Origin of the sequence: Rosistilla oblonga, assembly GCF_007751715.1 — a bacterium.
Lineage (GTDB): Bacteria > Planctomycetota > Planctomycetia > Pirellulales > Pirellulaceae > Rosistilla > Rosistilla oblonga.
The window spans coordinates 4630203-4648007 of the sequence record NZ_CP036292.1 but is presented as its reverse complement, the minus strand read 5'-3'; the positions used below and the strand labels follow the sequence as shown (position 1 = coordinate 4648007).

Annotated in this window: 16 protein-coding genes; 6 read left to right on the top strand and 10 right to left on the bottom strand. The window is 58.2% G+C overall.

The window, feature by feature from the left end; all coding sequences use genetic code 11:
- Nucleotide 1: 1 nt before the first annotated feature.
- The 3 genes from CA51_RS16390 to CA51_RS16380 form a co-directional block, all read right to left on the bottom strand.
- Nucleotides 2-1003, bottom strand: coding sequence for an efflux RND transporter periplasmic adaptor subunit (locus CA51_RS16390; protein ID WP_197451237.1), 1002 nt, complete (start codon nucleotides 1001-1003; stop codon nucleotides 2-4).
- 33 nt (nucleotides 1004-1036) lie between these two features.
- Nucleotides 1037-3019, bottom strand: a complete 1983-nt coding sequence (locus CA51_RS16385) for an efflux RND transporter periplasmic adaptor subunit (RefSeq protein WP_197451236.1) — start codon at nucleotides 3017-3019, stop codon at nucleotides 1037-1039.
- 356 nt (nucleotides 3020-3375) lie between these two features.
- Nucleotides 3376-4269, bottom strand: coding sequence for a phosphatidylserine decarboxylase (locus CA51_RS16380; protein ID WP_145122314.1), 894 nt, complete (start codon nucleotides 4267-4269; stop codon nucleotides 3376-3378).
- Between the two features lie 243 nt (nucleotides 4270-4512).
- On the opposite strand from CA51_RS16380, the gene CA51_RS16375 reads away from it, so the two are divergent.
- A complete protein-coding gene (locus CA51_RS16375; protein WP_145122313.1) occupies nucleotides 4513-5469 on the top strand; it encodes an alpha/beta hydrolase family protein in 957 nt (318 codons plus the stop codon).
- 14 nt (nucleotides 5470-5483) lie between these two features.
- Here CA51_RS16375 and CA51_RS16370 read toward each other — a convergent pair whose 3' ends face one another.
- The 5 genes from CA51_RS16370 to CA51_RS16350 all read right to left on the bottom strand — a co-directional run bounded on the left by CA51_RS16370 (nucleotide 5484) and on the right by CA51_RS16350 (nucleotide 9275).
- Entirely contained in the window at nucleotides 5484-5882 is a 399-nt protein-coding gene (locus CA51_RS16370; protein WP_145288547.1) for an antitoxin Xre/MbcA/ParS toxin-binding domain-containing protein, read from the bottom strand.
- Between the two features lie 80 nt (nucleotides 5883-5962).
- Nucleotides 5963-6271: an RES domain-containing protein gene (locus CA51_RS26400; protein WP_197451235.1), complete on the bottom strand. Its 309-nt coding sequence runs from the start codon at nucleotides 6269-6271 to the stop codon at nucleotides 5963-5965.
- Between the two features lie 14 nt (nucleotides 6272-6285).
- Nucleotides 6286-6516, bottom strand: coding sequence for an RES domain-containing protein (locus CA51_RS26395; RefSeq protein WP_145122310.1), 231 nt, complete (start codon nucleotides 6514-6516; stop codon nucleotides 6286-6288).
- Nucleotides 6517-6609: 93 nt separating this feature from the next.
- Nucleotides 6610-7821, bottom strand: a complete 1212-nt coding sequence (locus CA51_RS16355) for a sialate O-acetylesterase (RefSeq protein WP_145122309.1) — start codon at nucleotides 7819-7821, stop codon at nucleotides 6610-6612.
- Nucleotides 7822-7964: 143 nt separating this feature from the next.
- Nucleotides 7965-9275 (bottom strand): hypothetical protein, encoded by a 1311-nt coding sequence (locus tag CA51_RS16350; protein WP_145122308.1) that lies wholly within the window; start codon nucleotides 9273-9275, stop codon nucleotides 7965-7967.
- A gap of 222 nt (nucleotides 9276-9497) precedes the next feature.
- Here CA51_RS16350 and CA51_RS16345 point away from each other — a divergent pair, with 222 nt between their 5' ends.
- Together CA51_RS16345 and CA51_RS16340 are read left to right on the top strand one after the other, a co-directional pair.
- Nucleotides 9498-9917, top strand: a complete 420-nt coding sequence (locus CA51_RS16345; protein ID WP_145122307.1) for an RrF2 family transcriptional regulator — start codon at nucleotides 9498-9500, stop codon at nucleotides 9915-9917.
- Between the two features lie 21 nt (nucleotides 9918-9938).
- Nucleotides 9939-10508 (top strand): c-type heme family protein, encoded by a 570-nt coding sequence (locus CA51_RS16340; protein ID WP_145122306.1) that lies wholly within the window; start codon nucleotides 9939-9941, stop codon nucleotides 10506-10508.
- A 129-nt stretch (nucleotides 10509-10637) separates the two neighbouring features.
- Here the strand turns inward: CA51_RS16340 and CA51_RS16335 are convergent, their stop codons facing one another.
- Together CA51_RS16335 and CA51_RS25910 are read right to left on the bottom strand one after the other, a co-directional pair.
- The gene (locus CA51_RS16335; RefSeq protein ID WP_145122305.1) at nucleotides 10638-11636 is read right to left on the bottom strand and encodes a DUF1559 domain-containing protein; all 999 of its coding nucleotides are present in this window, start codon (nucleotides 11634-11636) and stop codon (nucleotides 10638-10640) included.
- Between the two features lie 171 nt (nucleotides 11637-11807).
- Nucleotides 11808-11969: a hypothetical protein gene (locus tag CA51_RS25910; protein ID WP_197451234.1), complete on the bottom strand. Its 162-nt coding sequence runs from the start codon at nucleotides 11967-11969 to the stop codon at nucleotides 11808-11810.
- 998 nt (nucleotides 11970-12967) lie between these two features.
- On the opposite strand from CA51_RS25910, the gene CA51_RS16330 reads away from it, so the two are divergent.
- From CA51_RS16330 to CA51_RS16320, 3 genes are all read left to right on the top strand, one after another.
- The gene (locus tag CA51_RS16330; protein ID WP_145122304.1) at nucleotides 12968-13486 is read left to right on the top strand and encodes a sigma-70 family RNA polymerase sigma factor; all 519 of its coding nucleotides are present in this window, start codon (nucleotides 12968-12970) and stop codon (nucleotides 13484-13486) included.
- Nucleotides 13483-15198, top strand: coding sequence for a LamG-like jellyroll fold domain-containing protein (locus CA51_RS16325; RefSeq protein ID WP_145122303.1), 1716 nt, complete (start codon nucleotides 13483-13485; stop codon nucleotides 15196-15198). The genes CA51_RS16330 and CA51_RS16325 overlap by 4 nt, the downstream gene beginning before the upstream one ends.
- Before the next feature lie 106 nt (nucleotides 15199-15304).
- A complete protein-coding gene (locus CA51_RS16320) occupies nucleotides 15305-17803 on the top strand; it encodes a PSD1 and planctomycete cytochrome C domain-containing protein (RefSeq protein WP_231745739.1) in 2499 nt (832 codons plus the stop codon).
- Nucleotides 17804-17805 lie beyond the last annotated feature (2 nt).

The window sequence follows — 17805 nt, the reverse complement described above, 5'->3', positions numbered from 1 at the left end:
TTCAGCGGCCTCTCTGTGGCGGATGGACCCGCATTTCAACTTCGGTTCCCGGCAACAGCAGCCACGAGTTGCCCAGCCGTTTGTTATCGATCGTCGCATGCAGTCGATAACGCTGCCCGGTCAAAATCTGCGGGTCGACCGAATCGATCACACCGCTTAACTGATGTGTTTGTCCTGCGTTCTGCCAGACAACGCTGACGGGTGAGCCAACCGCTTGTTGTTGCGGCAGTTGTTGGGCGGAAAGGAAGGCGTCGATTCGCAGTTGATCCATCCGCGCGACCGTCGCGATCGTCTCTCCCTCTTTGATCCATTCCCCGGCTCGCCGTTCGATCGACAGGATCACTCCAGCGATCGGCGACTTGATTTGCAAGCGTTCCAGTTGGTCATCGATCGCCGACAGCTCCGCCGATCGCAGTTCGTATTGGATTTGCGCAAGTCGCAACGCCTTCTCAGCTCGTGCGATCTCCAGCCTCGCCCGTTCGACGCCTAGTTCGCTTTGTCGCACCGTTCGCAGCGATCCGCCCCCTTTTTGATAGATCCCTTTGTCGGCGTCTCGCTGCGCCACCGCTTCAGCGTACAACGCCTTGGCGTAATCGAGGTCGACCTCGTCGCTAGTCTCCTCCCTCGCCGCGGTCTGTTGCCAAACGGCTGCTCGACGACGCAACAATGCCGCAGCATCATCTTGTCGGGCGATCGAATGTCCCGCGGCAACCGTGTCGTTCAACTTCACTTTGACTTCGACAACACGTCCCGCTTCGACCGCCGGAACGCGAATCTCTTCTGCAAACCGGACAGCGCAGTCTTCAACGACGATCAGTGTCGACGTGGGCTGAGCGTTGGCGGGCGACACCGCAAGCGCCACGGCGAACCCCAACAGTCCAAGCGACAGCTTGAAAAACGCAGTGCGTCTGGGCCGTGACTGCGGTTGCGACGGTGCGTGAATGTGTTGTGTCTCGTGGATGTTGATGAGCCGCCGTTTGAGGTTGAAGAGATGTTGTTGCATTGAGCCTACCGCTTGAGGGTCTGTCATTTGAACCTACAGATAAACACCGATCGCTTCGGAGACCGCCCGGATCAAATCTTGGAAGGCGACGTAGACCAAAGCTTCTTGCCCGCAAGGGATTGCGACGGTTGCGATTGCACCGGGCTGGCGAATCGGCAGGTCGGCGGTCTCGATTGCAACTTCCGCCATCCCCGTCGCGGGTTCCGATTCGGCAGTCAAGGCGGCCAAACCGACGTTTTGCAGGTTGCCGTTGATTGGTTGGTTGGGGAACGATCGAAAGACAACTTGGGCGTCGACAGGTTTGTCGCTGCCGTCGACAGCTCGCAAAACATGATCGATTCGTTCCTGAGGAACCGACGCGCGGACGACCCAACGTCCGTCGGGATCGACAACTTGCAGCAGTTGTTGGCTGCGGCGAACCGGACGATCGGCAAGTTCCTGTTGGATCCGCCATCCGATCACCTGGCCGGCTTGAGCGGCGCGGAGAGTCAGTCCGGTACGCTGCGTTTGCAGCAAGCGGATCTGCCGCGCGATGCCGTCCCGCTTTTGTTGGACGACTTTAAATTCCCCCTCGATCCGCTCGCGTTCTTCGCTCGACTTGCCAGCCATCGAGATCATCAACGCTTTGAGCTCGCGATCCCGCTGTTCAAGTACGTTTTGTTGTCCCAAACAATCGTCGATTTGTTGATCCAATTGCGGATCGATCAACTCCGCCAGGATGTCTCCCGGTTGCACGTGATCACCGTGGGCGACAAGGACCTTCGAAACCATCGCGTCGCGCGGTGCGTAGACGATCTGCTTGTCGACCGGTTCCAACTTTCCTTCAGCCGATACGATCAACGGCACCGGAATCATGGCGACCGCCGACAACAACATCGCGATCAACACGGCGACGATCAGCGTGCGGCGTGATCCCTCGACGCGGCCCCCGGCGGTGAACAGCTGCGATTGCAGCGATGCATAGGGGATCGATTCAAAGCGGTCGGTGTTGTTCCACGCCGACGTCGCGTGGTCGGCAAAGGCGAGCCAGCGTTTCCGTTCAGCTGGCGAGAGCGGACCGCCGGTCGATTGCAACAACAACGAGCTCGAGGGGCCCAGCGGCAGGAGGCCGACGACGGGGATGATGTCCGACGCTTCGTCGATCGATTCGACGGGCCAGATCGCTCCTTCGTCGGTTTGCCGGCGATGTTGCACATATCCGCTCAAGGCTTTGACGGTTGGGGCGTGGCTGTCGAAATCGGGAACGCCGCTGATCGCAACAACATTCCAGTGGTTGCCGTCGCGTTGTAGCAGACTGACACGATCGATCTCAAACGTCGCCGCAGCGACATCGACGATCGCTGCCGCTGTGTCATCAAAGGCCAACGAGCGATGTAAGCCAGCGACGTTGTGACCCAATCGAATCCAATCCTGTTGGTCCTGACGAACTTGACGTAACGTCTCGGTACGTAAAAACTCGCCCGCCAGATCGCCCATCTGCGCCGCAAACCGCAGGTAGCCACGCTGCGTCGCCAGCCCGCCGCCGGTCGGCATCAAAACCTCCAATACCGCTTCGCTCTTGCCATCGACCAAAATTGGCACCAGGACGGCCAGTGAATCGGTGGTGTTGGCAGCTTCGTCCGGTTCGGTGGCTTCGCTGGTCGGAGGGACCAGAACCGGTTCAGCCCGAAAGGCAACTTCGCCGACAAGATGAGCGTGGCAGCGAACCGAAAACGTATCGGATTCCGGAACAGCAGGCCGACCGACACGTTGCAGTTCGGTAGGCAGATCGTTGTTCAACTGCCACAGACTGACCGAATTGGCGGCGGTCGCGCGTTGCACGCGGTCGAGGAACGCAGGCCAGAACGCCTTTGCGTCGCGGCAGCTGTGCACCAGGTCGGACGCTTCCCGCACCAACAGCTGAATTTCACGCCGGGTCTGATGGACCAAGTCCTCGCTCGACGCATTTGCGGCGGCAGACCCCGAAGGAGTCTGCGCCGAAAAGCGGAACGGTTCGTTTGGACAAAGGGTTTCCATGCGTCTGGGCGAGCCGGTTTGAGTGACAATTCCCGATCGTGAAAGGCTGATGTTGGGCATCGACCACGCAAATCAACTCGCGAGATCTTCGGCCAAATAGATCTATCGGCCGGACGGGTGCACGCTAGCAAACCAGAATCCGATCAGCCGCTACAAACGCGCCTGCTTGTCGATAGCGTGTACGCAGGCGTGAGAAAGCCAAACCGTTTCCGCGATTTGGCGGAAGCGGCGTTTAGCAGAAACGCCGCCTGGGCGTAGACCGACCAACGAGAATCGAGCGCTCCCGATTCAGCTGAGCTGCGTTGCCTAGTCGCCAGCGGAGAGATTCGCGAGTTGGAAGCCGCGGGAGCCGGTTCTTAGCTGGCGGTCCCAAGGTGGTCACCGACACGCGCGTAGAGCTCACGATGCTGCTGTGAGTTTTCGATCAGGTCTTGGTCGAATCGGATTCGTCCGGCGGGAAAGATCGTGATCGTCGAAGAACCGCCGAAGCGGAAGTAGCCCTTCTCGCTCCCTTTGGCTACTTCGGTACCGCTGGTGTAGGTTTGGCAGATGCTGCCCACGCAAGTCGCTCCGATCTCCAGCACCAAGACGGTGCCAAACGCTTCGGTTTCCAGTTCGGTGATGCACCGCTTGTTGGTCGCCAAGATCTGGATGTTTTGACACAAAGCGATCGGGTTGACCGAATAGAGCGGTCCATTGATCAACCGCGTCGGTCCCGGTACGCCGGCGGCGGGGAAGTGGAATCGGTGATAATCGACGGGGCACAATCGGGATAGTAGGAGGCTGCCGTTGGCGTATCGATCGGCCAACGCCGGATCCTTCAACAGCGATCCGAGGTCGAACGTTTCACCTTTGACGAACAGCCCTTCCGCCTGGGAGAGGTCGGGGATGCAGAGATGCCGGCCATCGGCGGGGAAGACGGCAGCGGCAGGGTCGGGATCGATCGGCCGAGCGGAGGGTTTCAGTTCTCGAAAGAAGAACTCGTTGAAATTTGCGAACTCATCGACGTCGCGAGCGAACTCGGACGCGTCGAGTTGATAGTCTTGGATGAACGCCGGTATCTTCTGCCGCGTCGCTGGGCGATCCATCCGCCATCCGTACCAATGCGAAAACAAAGCTCGTTTGACCAGGAGGTTCAGCGAGATGCGTCCGGCAACCGTCCCGTAGGTCCATCGCAACGCCTTGTCTCCATAGACTTTCTCTACGCAGTTTTCCTTGCGGTACCGATCGTAATAAACGATTTCATCCATGGCGTTTCAAATAGTAATCGAGAATGAGTTGCGTTGGGTCCGGCTAATCTTTACCGATGTCGGATCGGCGTGACAGGGTGCTTGTCGAGCAGCCCGCGACGCTTGCCATTGCATTTCGTCGTTGCAATTTTTGAGTGTCGTATCGTTCCGCGGAGGATCGGCCACGTCAGTTGATATATGATAGGCGTCGGATCGCCCACAGCGGGCCTGGACTAGATAATCGAACTCACTTTGATCTCCATCATGAAAATCGCGTCGCTGTTGTTGTGCTTGTTGCTCGTCTCTGTCACCAACCCGCAAATCGTTTGCGGACAGAAGGCGAGCGAGATTCGTTATCTCAGTTCGGCGGACAAAACCGAGCAGCCGGCGATGTTCTATTCGCCCGATTCGGAATCTGCGGTGCCGTTGGTCGTGGCCTTGCACAGTTGGTCGGGAGACTACAAACAACGGCTCCATCAAGAGATCGAAGCTTGGTGTATCGAGCAGGGGTGGGCCTATATCCATCCCAACTTTCGCGGCCCCAATCTCCGTCCCGAGGCGACCGGATCGGAGCTTGTCGTTCAGGACATCGTCAGCGCCGTCGATCACGCGAAAACGGCGGCAAACATCGATCCGTCGGCTGTCTATTTGATCGGAACTTCCGGCGGCGGATACACTTCGCTGCTGATGGCTGGTCGACATCCGGAAATCTGGGCGGGCGCGTCGGCTTGGGTTCCGATCTCCGATCTGACCGCGTGGTATCACGAGTGCAAGCTTGCCAAGCGAAACTACTTCAATAACATCGCCGCGTCGTGTGGTGGCGTTCCAGGGACAAGTCCCGAGGTCGACGAAGAGTATCGCAAACGATCGCCGCTGACCTATCTAGCCGACGCCAAAGGAGTCCGGTTGTCGATCAACGCGGGGATCCGCGACGGGCATGTGGGAAGCGTCCCGGTCAGCCATTCGCTGCTGGCGTTCAACGAAGTCGCCGAAGCCGCGGATCGATTGTCCGAAGAACAAATCCGCGAATTCGTGCAGACGGCAAAAGTCCCCGCGGATCTGCAAACGGCGATCTCCGATCCAAGCTTCGGTGAGAAGCAGCCGTTGTTCCGTAGGACCTCCGGCAGCGCCACGGTAACCCTGTTCGACGGCGGCCACGAACTTGTCGACAACGCCGCGATCGCCTGGATCAAGCAGACGTATGCCGCGAAGGGCGACTGAGCTTCGGAGACTCGTTAAAAAGCGTCACCGCTTTGCAGTTGGTAGAGCATTCGCCAGATGCGATCGATCTCGCCTCGTTCAATCACTTCGATCGGTTTAAGACCTTCAAAGGCAGCATTGGGTTGATCCATCCAGGGACCGATCGCTTCTTGCTTGACGACATCTTCCAGAGCGGAAATGACGCGTTGCAACTCGGTTAGATTCTTCTGGATCACCGGCGAAGGTGGTTGTCCCGATTCGAGACTGGCAAGGTTTCGAACCGAGGTGGGGACTAGTCTCGCAAAGACCTCCCGACTCATTCCCAGCTTGGAACGGAGCTGGAGCGCGCGTCGACCGCGCGTATCCTCAACGATAGCCAAGCCGCCGGTACGCGAAGTTGCAGTGGAATGATTGTTGGGTGTTTTCTTCGTCATCTCTGAGAACTCCGCCTGTCGAGATCGCCACCTACGGCCCGCGAGCCAACAGTACATTCTACATGCAAATTTGCATGTAGTCAAAGCTCGAGGTCGTTCGCCGAAAGGACCTCGACCAAGCTTGATCCGACCAAATTATCGACGAAGACAACAAGATTTCGCCCCTTTGTTGCCGCAGCGGACGGAACGAGGATCGCCTCCAGGCCGATGGCTGCTGCGGCACTGCCGATCGCTTGCGTCGCGGGCATCTGCCCCTTGTCGACGTTGGCCCGCCAATCGACGTGTGTAAATCGGGAGGATCGAAATCGCCCTGTGGCCTGCACGTTGGCAGCGGTTAGGTCGAGAACGAAACTCAACTGGACATGGATTGCCACAAAGATCCGTGGCATCACGGTATGAGCCGTTAGGCATGATAGCGAGCGGCTGCCAACGTTTCGGCCATCGCAACTTCAGGCGTAAGCGCGCCGTAGATTGCACGGAGTCCGGGTGGATTCCAACGGCCGCCAAATCGGAAACTCCCTTCCCCCGAAAGGATATCCTTCGATCGGGAATGTCGAATCGAAACCGAGCGATAGATCGGCGCTGCGAACGCGTGAGCAAACTTGGCGAGCCGCTGGATTGAGTCTTGGTCCATCAGATGCACGGATCCATCAAGCCGGAAACAGAACGAATGAATCGCTTCTGTTTACAACGCGTCAAGATGAAGGGATCGCGCGTGGTGACGTGACTAATCGTTCGCTGGCGGCATTTGCAGGATCGCGTCGGCAAACGCGACTCCCATCAGAGCAAACGTTTTGGCACAGCCGAGGTAATGGTAACCGGCGTTGGAGGCACCTCGATCCCACAGCGCAGCTTCTGCGGGAGTGATCAACTTTGCTTCCATCTCTTTTAAGTACTCTCGCTGCTGCGCTTCGCTCATCGAGCCGTCGGCATTGGCGTGGTTCTTGTTCTTTGTCCGCAACAGATAGCCCATCTGCCGCACTCGATCGCGTTTCTCCTGGATCGCTGCCAACGGTTCGTCCCAGAATGGCGCCGTCGGTACGGCGGTCACATTGCCGCGGAACTTCGGCAACAGCGAAGGGGCCGCCATCGCTTCGCGGAACTGCAAATTGTCGCGATTCGCCGTCCTGCCGCCAACTCCCATCACGCCGATCACAAACGGCATCCGCGGTGCGTCGAGGTCTTTGCGAACATCGTGGATGAAATCAGCCATCCAGTCGCTGTATTTGGCGAACCGATTTTCGGAACTCTCTTTTGGCAAGATCGGATAGACGTCCCGGTTGACCATGTCGTTAAAGCCTTGGAACCAGACGAATCCGGCTAGCTGATACCCTTGCTCGGTGTCGTATTCTGGGTAGACGCGTTGGATATCCGCGAGTACCCGATCGACATGTGCGATCATCAATCGGTAATAGTGCCCCGATCCGCTCTCGGGATTGCGATCGCGATCGATATCCTGCTGCGTCCGTTGGTAGACGCCAGCGCTCGGCGGACGGAAGTCGTAATAGAGCGACTTGCCACCCCAGGCCGTTTTGATGATCAGCACCGGTTGATCGAAGGCTTCGTCCATCGCCAGCCCAAAGGTGAACTCGGGGCCGATCTTGCCACCGTCTCGCGCGGGATCTCTCCGCGATCCATAGCCGGCTGTCAATTTGCCAAAGCCTTCGCCGTTGTTCGATCCCAGCCCGGTCAGATAGGAAATCGCCACGTCGTCGAAAACGCGCGGTGTACCGTCGGCATTCCGCATCTTCTGCAACAGCGGTGCGGTTGCGGGATCGTCGCCGATGTAATCAAACGTCTCGACCCGGGCGTGGCCCTCCATGTTCGACTGGCCCGCGAGAACAAACACCTTGATCGGTGGCCCCGCAGCGGCGACGTTACCGGAGATTGCTAACGACGTTGCCAAAAAGATCGCTGCAAATCGGATGAGCTCTTTCATCGTTGACTCTTTCGAAACAAACAAACTGCGGCTGGCGAGACGGTATCGGCTGCCTGGGAGCTGACGATGATAGCCGGTTTGCAGCAAAGAAGCTGCCAAATTACAGCAAGTGCATGTGCGGAGAGCCGTTGGTATTGCAATGACTAGCCGGCCAGCCGACTGGCAAATTCCGGCTTTGTGTCGCGGAGAATCTCGAGGATCTGCTTTCGCATTTCTGGCGTCAGATGTTCGTCGTCGGGCGACTCGACGGTCCCTTGCAGGATGCCCGCAAGTTTGTCGAGCACGCGGGTGCGGACTTGATCCGGCAGTCCGTCAAACGCGGGAGCGTAAATAAGGTAGCTGCACGGGTACTGGAACAGCCGTTGTTTTAGGTCGAGGTCGCGGAGCGAACGCCCCTTGGAATCCTTGATGCCACGATCCATGAAATCCTTGGCAAACGTGCTGCTGCCCGCAACGCGATCGCTCAGTTCGAATTCGTCACGCATCAAAAGGTAGCGCAGCACGCGCTCTGCCGACGCGTCGATCCGCCGGTTGGCGCTCTCGCTGATGTGTCCCTCTTCGCGTTCCAGAAACTTGTTCATTTGAAACGACTGATGCAACGCTTGACGTGTTTCGTAGTTCGCCGCGGCGATCGCGTTGTGCATCTGCGTTTGGTGTTCAAGGACCATCAATGCGACGATATCGCTGTGCGGCGACAGGTAGCGGTTTGTCGATAGCAGCGTGTCGAGGGTTTGCAGATTTGCACCTCGGTCGAGCTCCGGTTCGCGACTCTCCGCTTCGCTGAACAGCATGTTCCCCATGTGCCGCATCGTGCCGTGCTGCCCCGTCACATACCATCCACCCCAACGCTCCTCCAACGGGCTCGTCTGGTCGGTCGTGAACGTACCGCTCCCCAAAATCGGTTGGCCATCGGAATCGGGATAGACGCTGCGGACCAAATATCCAGGAACATATTGGGTGCGGCTGCTGGCGTGACACGAGAGGCATTGGCCGCGATCTCGCACAAATTTGGGCGGCTTCGATTCGGTCTGCTCGAGCGTATAGAAGGTCGCTCCCTGCTGTGGATCGGTCGCCGCGATCTCCAACACATCGCCGCGCACGCACCAACCGACGTAGACGTCGTCGTTAAAGTAAAGTGCTCTCGGAGTCCGCGGTGCAATTCGGGAACGCTGCAAACTGGTCTTCGAAAAAACGAGCGTCTGCGAACTGATCGGGACATCTAACGCTTCGAGCACCGACTCCAGATAGCCGTGCTGCCGATCGAACTGAAGCTGCAGTTCGCCCGATTCGATCTTCGCCGACAAATGAGTAATCCGATCGTCGACCGAAGCCTTGTGGTAATCGATCGGCGGGCTCTCGTACGTGTCCGTTTGCGCGTTGGCGGGGGAGGGAACAGCGAACAAGCCGATGCTCAACAGAGCTGCTGAGCGGATGATTCGGAGTACTTTGGTCATGAGATCTTTTGCTCCAGCAACGCTTTGAAGGTGGGGAGGGGACTAGGCGGAGATCACGCCTGGCGTTGATCGGGGAAGGCAAGTTAGTCTGAGGGGCACCAGGTTCGCGAAATGGTTGCGAACCTGCACCAAAGTGTATAGAATTGAGCCTCCTGTGTCAAGAAACAGGTCGATTTCTGCTGCCGAGACCTGGTCCTTGCGAGCCCATCGAGAGAAGCCAACATGCTTTCTAAAACAGCTGAATACGCGCTGCGAGCGGTCGCCTGCTTGGGAGCCCAGCCGGGAACGACTTCTCCCGCCGACGCGCTGGCGGAAAAAACGAAAGTCCCCCGTCGTTATCTAAACCGCGTGTTGCAGGATCTTGCAGCAGCGGGGCTGGTTCAATCGCGTCCCGGTCCGGGCGGCGGTTATCTGCTGGCTCGCGAAACCGGAGAGGTTACGATCTTGGAGGTCGTCAACGCGGTGGGGCCGCTGGAGCGGATTCGCAAGTGTCCGTTGGGCCTCGCTTCCCATACTCAGTTATGTCCGCTGCATGCGGAACTCGATCGCGCTTATGCCGCGACAGAAGAGGCGTTTCAAGGTGTCACGATTAAGCAGTTGGTCGAATCGACCAGCCCGATCGTGCCGCTGTGTGAAGTTTAATCAACGTGTAGGAGAGTGGCGATGTTGTTCCGCGGGTGGATGATTCGAGCGTGTGCTTTTGTTTTGATCTGCGTAGCGGTGCAAGTCGGCCGCGGCGATCCTCCCGCCGCTGAGAAATCAGAGCCCGAGGCGAAGGCGATCCCCGATGCGCAGCGGATGCCGGTCGCGGAGGCTCGCCAACGCGCTCGGTTGATGCACGACATCTACGCCGCCACCCTCGATGTGATGCACCATCGCTATTTCCACGGCGGGCGAGCGATTGTGCCAGCTCGAGCAATGGAGGATATCTTCGAAGAGATTCAGCGCGACTCCCACACCGAAGCGCGTTGGATATCGGTCAACCTAAAACCGATGAGCATCCATCACAAACCGAAGTCGAAGTTCGAACAGCACGCCGCCGACGAGATCGCCAAGGGAGAACCAGCTGTCGACATCGTCGAGGATGGCTACTATCGCCGGGCTACGGCGATCCCGATGTCGGGCGGATGCATCGGTTGCCACGATGGTTTCTTCAAGAAGCCAACAAAAGAAGCCAAGTTCACTGGGCTTGTGATCAGCATCCCGGTACTCGAAGCGAAGCCTGCAAAGTAGCGGACTCCAGCCTGCGGGCGCAAGTTGAATCGGGCTCCCGGCCGTTTCCACGCGGCCAATAAAAAAGGACTCCTCGCACCAAGAGGGCGAGAAGTCCGATCGCGTTAGCGTCAACAAAACTGTTGGGGACTATGGCAGCACTACGGGGCGGCCGTCGTCGCGAGCGATCAGTTTGTTATAGACGTTGTCGTATCCGCCGTGCAGATTCATTTGGTAGTTCGCGCTGGCTACGTCCGTTTCGGCGTTCATTTCGAATTCGACGGTGTCGCCGACAAAGTGAACGCTGCCGTCACAGAAGACGAACATTGCGCCACCGGGATGGACGCTGGAGAAACCTTGTTGGCAGCGCCACGAATCTTGCAAAGTGTTCATCTTCACGATTCCGGTGCCGACAACCGCAGATGTCCAACCGGTGTTCTTCTTGTCACCAATTCCAAACACCGTGCCGGCAGCTTCGATTCGCAGGTTGCCGTTGGGAGCGCGGTGCTGCCAACGTCGTTCGCCGACGGCGATCGTGTTTGACGTTCCGTCGATGATGTCACGGAATGAAGCGTTGTCGTTCTCTTCGAACGGACCTTTTTCGCCGGCTCGTGGATCGTCGCGAGGCTCCCACGTATCGTTGCTGGCGACGTAGTTGCTGGTCGCGATCTGTGCATCGCTTGCACCGCCGAGTCCCGAGTGCAGTTTGCGTTCGGTGTGTGTGTTGAAATCCGGAGCGATATCCGAAGGGCAGCGGAACGCGGCGAGAGGCGTTTGCATCAGCGCCAACAGTTCGGGCGTGTTGGCTGCGTCGTGCAACTTGATCGTCCCGACTTGCAACGCATCAAACAACGGTTGTTGTTCGACAAACGGAAGGATCGATGCACCCCAACCCCAATACGATTTGTCGGTCGTTTTGACGCCCGCTTCCCCTTTGTTCGACAGCCAAGCGGCTGGGAACTTTTTGTAGGTGTCGTGGTAGTTGTGCAATGCCAAACCAATCTGCTTCAGATTGTTGCTGCACTGCATCCGGCGGGCAGCTTCGCGAGCCGCTTGGACCGCGGGTAACAACAACCCCACCAAGATACCGATGATCGCGATGACCACCAATAATTCCACCAATGTAAAACCTGAACGACTACGTTTCATAAGAACCTCCACGAAAAGAAAACAGAAAAGCACGAACCAATAGAAAAGAGCAGTCGAAACGCTACGCGAATTCAAGGAATTCAGTCCGCTGGCGAATCGATCAGCTTTGAACAGATAAGAAGAAAAAGGGAACGGATCTGTGAGAGATCCGGCGACCGGGGTAAAACGATCCTACGAAGGTGTCGGTGTCGACTCCATTCCCCCTGGCGACGGTGTTTCGATATCGGGGGTCGGGGTGTAGTTGTCGTTAGGGTCTGCTGGTTGCTCTTGGCAACCGGCGACAAAAACAAAACTAAGTAGAAGGATCGAAAGACCGGTGCGCGCTAGATTCATCGGCGAATACTCCAACGATTCGGGGAATAGCGAAACTTTCGTTTCGGAAAAGTAACCGTTTCGCAGCGACGCCTGACGTCACGGCGAAACGAGTTGGTAAGCTGTGCGACGCGTAGTGCACACCGGCAACGTGTGGTTGCAAGTGGCATAGCGTGTCGTCAATCTCGGCCGCGAAGATGAGGAGCAGTCGGTGCGGCTGAGTTGTTGCTTTGAGATGAGCGGTACAAGGGAATCTTAGGCACGCGTTCGATGGCAGCATAGGCGTATGTGTCCAGCGGCGCGGGAAGCTCAAAAGGCGAATGGCTGCCCTGAGACGACTCGTTAGGGGAGGTCCGGCCGCTGCAGATGTCAGACAGTGCCGGCCGTTTGCTGCCGCGTTATGCGTGTCTGTGTCAGTGTTCGCAAGAGCGTTGAGCTTGCTGAGCGTTTTCGGTCGTTCACCTGGAGAACGAACCGACGGCGGGGCGTTGATTAGCCTCAGCATCCACCCATGCGGTGACGGTAGTTGCACCGGAAAATATCGCTGATATTCGAGTTCTTTTTTTTGTCGCCGCGGACATGTTGGTATTCGAGACCTAATGAATCGACCCAAAGCAGCGTCCGGCGTCCCACAAGTGGCGCCCGTCTTCTCGATATCAGTGTGCTTGTTTCAAGGCGACCGAGAGTTGTGCAGCGTCGGGGATCGAAGCATCGGAGAGAGTCTCTTTTCGGACAGCTCTGATGGGGGGCGGTAATGCCGTCGATCGGTGCGGGACGACTGGCGAACCGAGACCTGGGGGGCGATTCGCGGTCCAAATCAGGCTGGTTTTGATAACTTGGCAAGCTAACCGAGGCGTCGCGAGGGCTCAACCTTGGGGATTTGTCTGGATTTGTGTGCGATCGACCGCCGGTTGGCTGCTTGCGAGTAGTGATTTGCCGCGTAAACCTGCATTTCCGAAAAAATGCTGTCACACTGGATGGCGTCGCGACATGGTAATAGCAAGCAACGAAAGGGAACGATGCAACGCGGTGACTTCACAAAGATCGTCTTAGAGCACCAAGGCCGCATTCGGATGTTTATCCGGATGTTGGGTGCGGCGCCAGATGCTGTCGACGACCTGGCCCAGGATGTCTTTGTGATCGCGTACGAACGGCTGGAGATGCTCGAAGACATCGATCAGGCTGGTCCATGGCTGCGTGCGATCGCCCGGAATTTGGTCCGCAACGAGGCGAGGAAATCGACTCGCCGCCGCCGAGTGGTCAACACCTCGCTAACCGACGTGATGCTGGGATTGGCCGACGAGCCCGATTCGGACGCTTGGACCGAGGAGTGGTTCGCCGCGTTAAAGGTCTGCTTGGAAAAGCTGCCTCAACACGGCCGAGCGTTGGTCGACGGCCGGTATCAGCAGGGGCAAAACGCATCCCAGCTGGCCGACCAAACCGACATGACCCCCGCAGCGGTGCGACAAGCGCTGTCGCGATTTCGGGGATTGTTGCGGCAATGCGTAGAAACTCGATTCCAGCAGGCGGGCGGATGAACGAACATACCTTTGATGAACTGCTGAGCCAGTTTTTGGATGACGCGATCGGCGACGAGGATCTCGATCGCTTGGGAAAGATGATCGCGGGCGATGAATCGCTGCGGCAGCGGTATCGCGAAGAGGTCCAGATGGCCGAGGCGCTGGCGATGGTCGCCGGAGAAGATCGATCGGCGGAGCTGTTCGCGGAGCGGTTGGATCAACGACTGGAAGCCGAATCGCAGAAGTTCGACTTCCTTAACCGAGTGCTCAACCGTTCGGGGAAGCTTGCCGAACGGAGCGTTATCCGCCGCTGGGCTCCCATCGTCGCGGGTGCCTTGGCGGCCAGCATCGTGATCGCGTTTGGCGCTGGTCTGTCGACTGGCCTGTGGCAGGGACGACATTCGGCACCCTCGATCGCCAATGCCGCGGGCGGACAATTGCCCGAACCGCCTCAACCAGCGGTCATCCCTCAGGAACCTGTCGACGATTCAGTTGCGATTCTCAAGCAGGTCGTCGACGTCACCTGGGCTGGGACAAATCAATACGAGGTGGGCGATTCGGTCTCGCCGCGCGAGATCATCGAGCTCGAATCGGGTTTGGTGCAGATGCAGTTCTTCCGCGGTGCGACGCTGACGCTGGAAGGTCCGGCGCGGTTGGAGATCAACGACCCGGATCAAGTCATGTTGCACTCGGGACAGGCTTGGGCTCAGGTCCCCGTGCCGGCTCGCGGCTTCACCGTCCTGACCTCCGAAACCAAGATCGTCGACCTCGGGACAGAGTTTGGCGTTTCGGCGACTCCCGGCCAGCGGACCGAGGTTCGCGTCTTCGATGGTTTGGTCGAATTGTACGAACCGGCGAGCAAGCCGGACGGCGACATGTTGCACTCGTTGGAAACCGGGCAAGCGATCAGCGTCGACGTCCAGGGACGCTCGACGCCGCTGTCGGACCAGGTCACGGCGATGCCTTCGGAATTGTTGCTGCGTGAAAAACGTTCGCAGCAGATCCGCGAAGGCTATCGCCGCTGGCAACGCTGGAGCGAGGAGTTCCGCAACGACCCGCGACTGCTGCTTTATTACAACTTTGAATCTCCAGATGCCACGACATCGACGCTTCGCAACCAAGCTTCCGACACGCGGAAGCTGGACGGAGCGGTTGTTGGGGGCGCGTGGACACAGGGCCGCTGGCCGCAAAAGGGAGCGTTGGACTTCAAACGCCCCAGCGATCGCGTTCGGTTCCATGTCGCCGGCGACTTCGAATCGCTCACGCTGGCCGCTTGGGTCCGCGTCGATGGCCTCGACCGAATGCTCAGCTCGCTCCTTTTGACCGACCAGTGGGACAATGGCGAAGTGCATTGGCAGTTCGACCAATTGGGCCAACTTGGACTTTCGGTCGGCGGTGCACCCGACGTCAAGTGGCGGTACACGAAACCGTTAGTCGACCTGACTCAGCTGGGCCAATGGATCCATGTCGCATCGGTCTTCGATGGCGGTCGGCAAACGGTTCGACATTACTTTAATGGCCAGCGAGTTGGCGACGAAGAATCGCTACAATTTGACGGCCGCTTGCGGATCGGCAACGCGGAACTTGGCAACTGGGGGCGGCCGCAATGGCAAGGCTCCCAAGCGATCCGCAACTTCAACGGTCGCATGGACGAATTCATCTTGATCGATGGCGCGTTGCAAGACGCGGAAATTTTAGAAATCTACGAAACGGGCAATCCCAATCGCTAACGTGGTAGAAGTTATGACATCCCGCCTTAACAGTCAGCATCCCCTCCCTCCCCCTCCCCAAACGACACTGCTGACGGCGAATCTCGCTGTGTGTCGCTGGACCATTTTGAAAACGCTCGTTCTGACAACCGCCTGCCTGGCGGTTGGCAATCTGGCTTGGGCCGACGATCCGGTCGATGCCGCTGCCAAACCGAGCGACGCCCCCGTCGATGCTGCCAAGCAGATGGCGTTCTTCGAAACGAAGATCCGCCCGTTGTTGGCGGAGCGTTGTTACGATTGCCACGATGAGAACACGGCGGAATCGGAACTGCGAGTCGATACGTATGAAGGGATGATCACCGGCGGTTTGGCCGGGCCCGCTTTGATCCCCGGAAAGCCGCAGGGCAGTTTGATCGTCGCAGCGGTCGGTTATCGCGACAGCACGTTGCAGATGCCGCCCGATGAAAAGCTGTCCGACGCAGAGATCGCCGACCTGACGCGATGGGTCGAAATGGGAGCACCTCACCCCGGCCGCGACGGGATGCAAACGATCAAGCCACGCGGCGATGTCGATCTGGAAAAGGGACGACAACACTGGGCATTCCGCCCGGTCGCGAAGGTCGATCCGCCGACGGTCAACCAAACCAGCCCGGCGATCGCGGCTGAAGAGCGTCGCGACGAACCGGTTCGGCATCCGATCGATGCATTCCTGCTGTCGCGACTGGAAGCCGAGGGGCTGCAACGGGTTCCCGCAGCCGACAAGAGGACACTGATTCGCCGCGCCACGTTCGATCTGACCGGGCTGCCACCAACGCCGGCGGATATCGAGAATTTCTTGGCCGATGATTCGGAGGAAGCGTTCGCCAACGTGATCGATCGCTTGCTGTCGTCGCCGCATTATGGTGAGCGTTGGGGCCGGCACTGGTTAGATGTCGCCCGATACGCCGATTCCAACGGGTTGGACGAAAATGTTGTCCATGGCCACGCATGGCGTTACCGCGATTATGTCGTCAACGCGTTTAACAAAGACAAGCCGTACAATGAATTTGTTGTCGAGCAACTCGCCGGCGATCTCTTGCCACCGCGAGACGAGATCGCTCGCGAGCACGAGCGTCTGATCGCAACAGGCTACCTGGTGTTGGGGCCCAAGGTTTTGGCGGAACAGGATGAAGCCAAGATGGAGATGGACATCATCGATGAACAGCTCGACACGATCGGCCGCAGCATGCTGGGGCTGACTCTTGGATGCGCTCGCTGCCACACGCACAAGTTTGATCCGATCAGCCACCACGACTACTACGGGCTGGCCGGGATCTTCAAAAGCACCAAGAGCATGGACAGCTACAAGACGGTAGCGAAGTGGCACGAAAATCTGATCGAGACGCCGGAAGAAGAACAGCGTTACAACGAGCATCTCGCCGAAGTCGCCGCGCAAGAAAAGAAGATCGCGGAAGTCATCGCCGAGGCGACGAAGCTGTTGGAGAAACCGGACAGCGAATTGGCGTTAGCTGAGCGTGAGAAAAAGTTCCCCGCCGAAACAACGGCTGTTCTGAAAGCCGAACGCGAGACGCTGAAGAAGCTGAAGGATTCGGCTCCCGAACGTCCGATGGCGATGGGAGTAATCGATGGCGAAGTCGCCGACACGAGTGTTCATCTGCGAGGCAGCCATTTAACGCTGGGCGATGTCGTGCCGCGTCGGTTCCCCGAGGTGCTGGCGTCGACCGACCAGCCGCCATTGCCGCCGGAGACCAGCGGTCGGCTGCAGTTCGCCCAATGGTTGACTGACGGCCAACATCCGCTGACGGCACGTGTGATGGCCAACCGAATCTGGCACGGCCATTTTGGCAAGGGGCTGGTGACAACTGTCGACAACTTTGGTTTGCAAGGGGCTCCTCCGACGCATCCGGAACTGTTGGATTGGCTTGCGAATCAATTTGTTGAATCGGGCTGGTCGATCAAGACGATGCATCGCACGATCATGCTCTCGGAGGCCTATCAACGCAGCAGCCAACACGATCCTAAGAACGTGGAAGCCGATCCAGGCAACTCGCTGTACTGGCGGTTCAACCTTCGCCGGTTGGAGGCCGAAGCGATCCGCGACAGTCTGTTGGCGGTTAGTGGCCAATTGGACCGGACCGTTGGCGGCAACATCTCGCAGTACAAAAACCGCGAGTATGTCTTCAACCACACCTCGCAAGATAAATCGACCTACGACAGCTATCGTCGTTCGATTTACGTCCCGGTGATTCGGAACCATCTGTACGACATGTTCCAGTTGTTCGATTACAGCGACGCGAGCGTGCTCAACGGAAATCGCAACGTCAGCACGATCGCACCGCAAGCGTTGTTCCTGATGAACTCCGAATGGGTCTCCGAGCTCGCGCTGTCGATCGCCGATCGCTTGCTGCAGGACAGCAGCGATCCCGCCGCGCGGATCGATCAGCTGTACATGCAGTCGTTTGGCCGGCCGGCGACCGCCGACGAACGAGACCGCTCGCTCGACTTTGTTTCGCAGTTCGCATCGCTATCGAAAACGTCGACCGACCGCGAGGAAGCGGAACGTCAGGCGTGGCAGCGGTTGTGCCAAGCGATTGTTGCATCCAGTGAATTTGTTTACATCCGATAGGT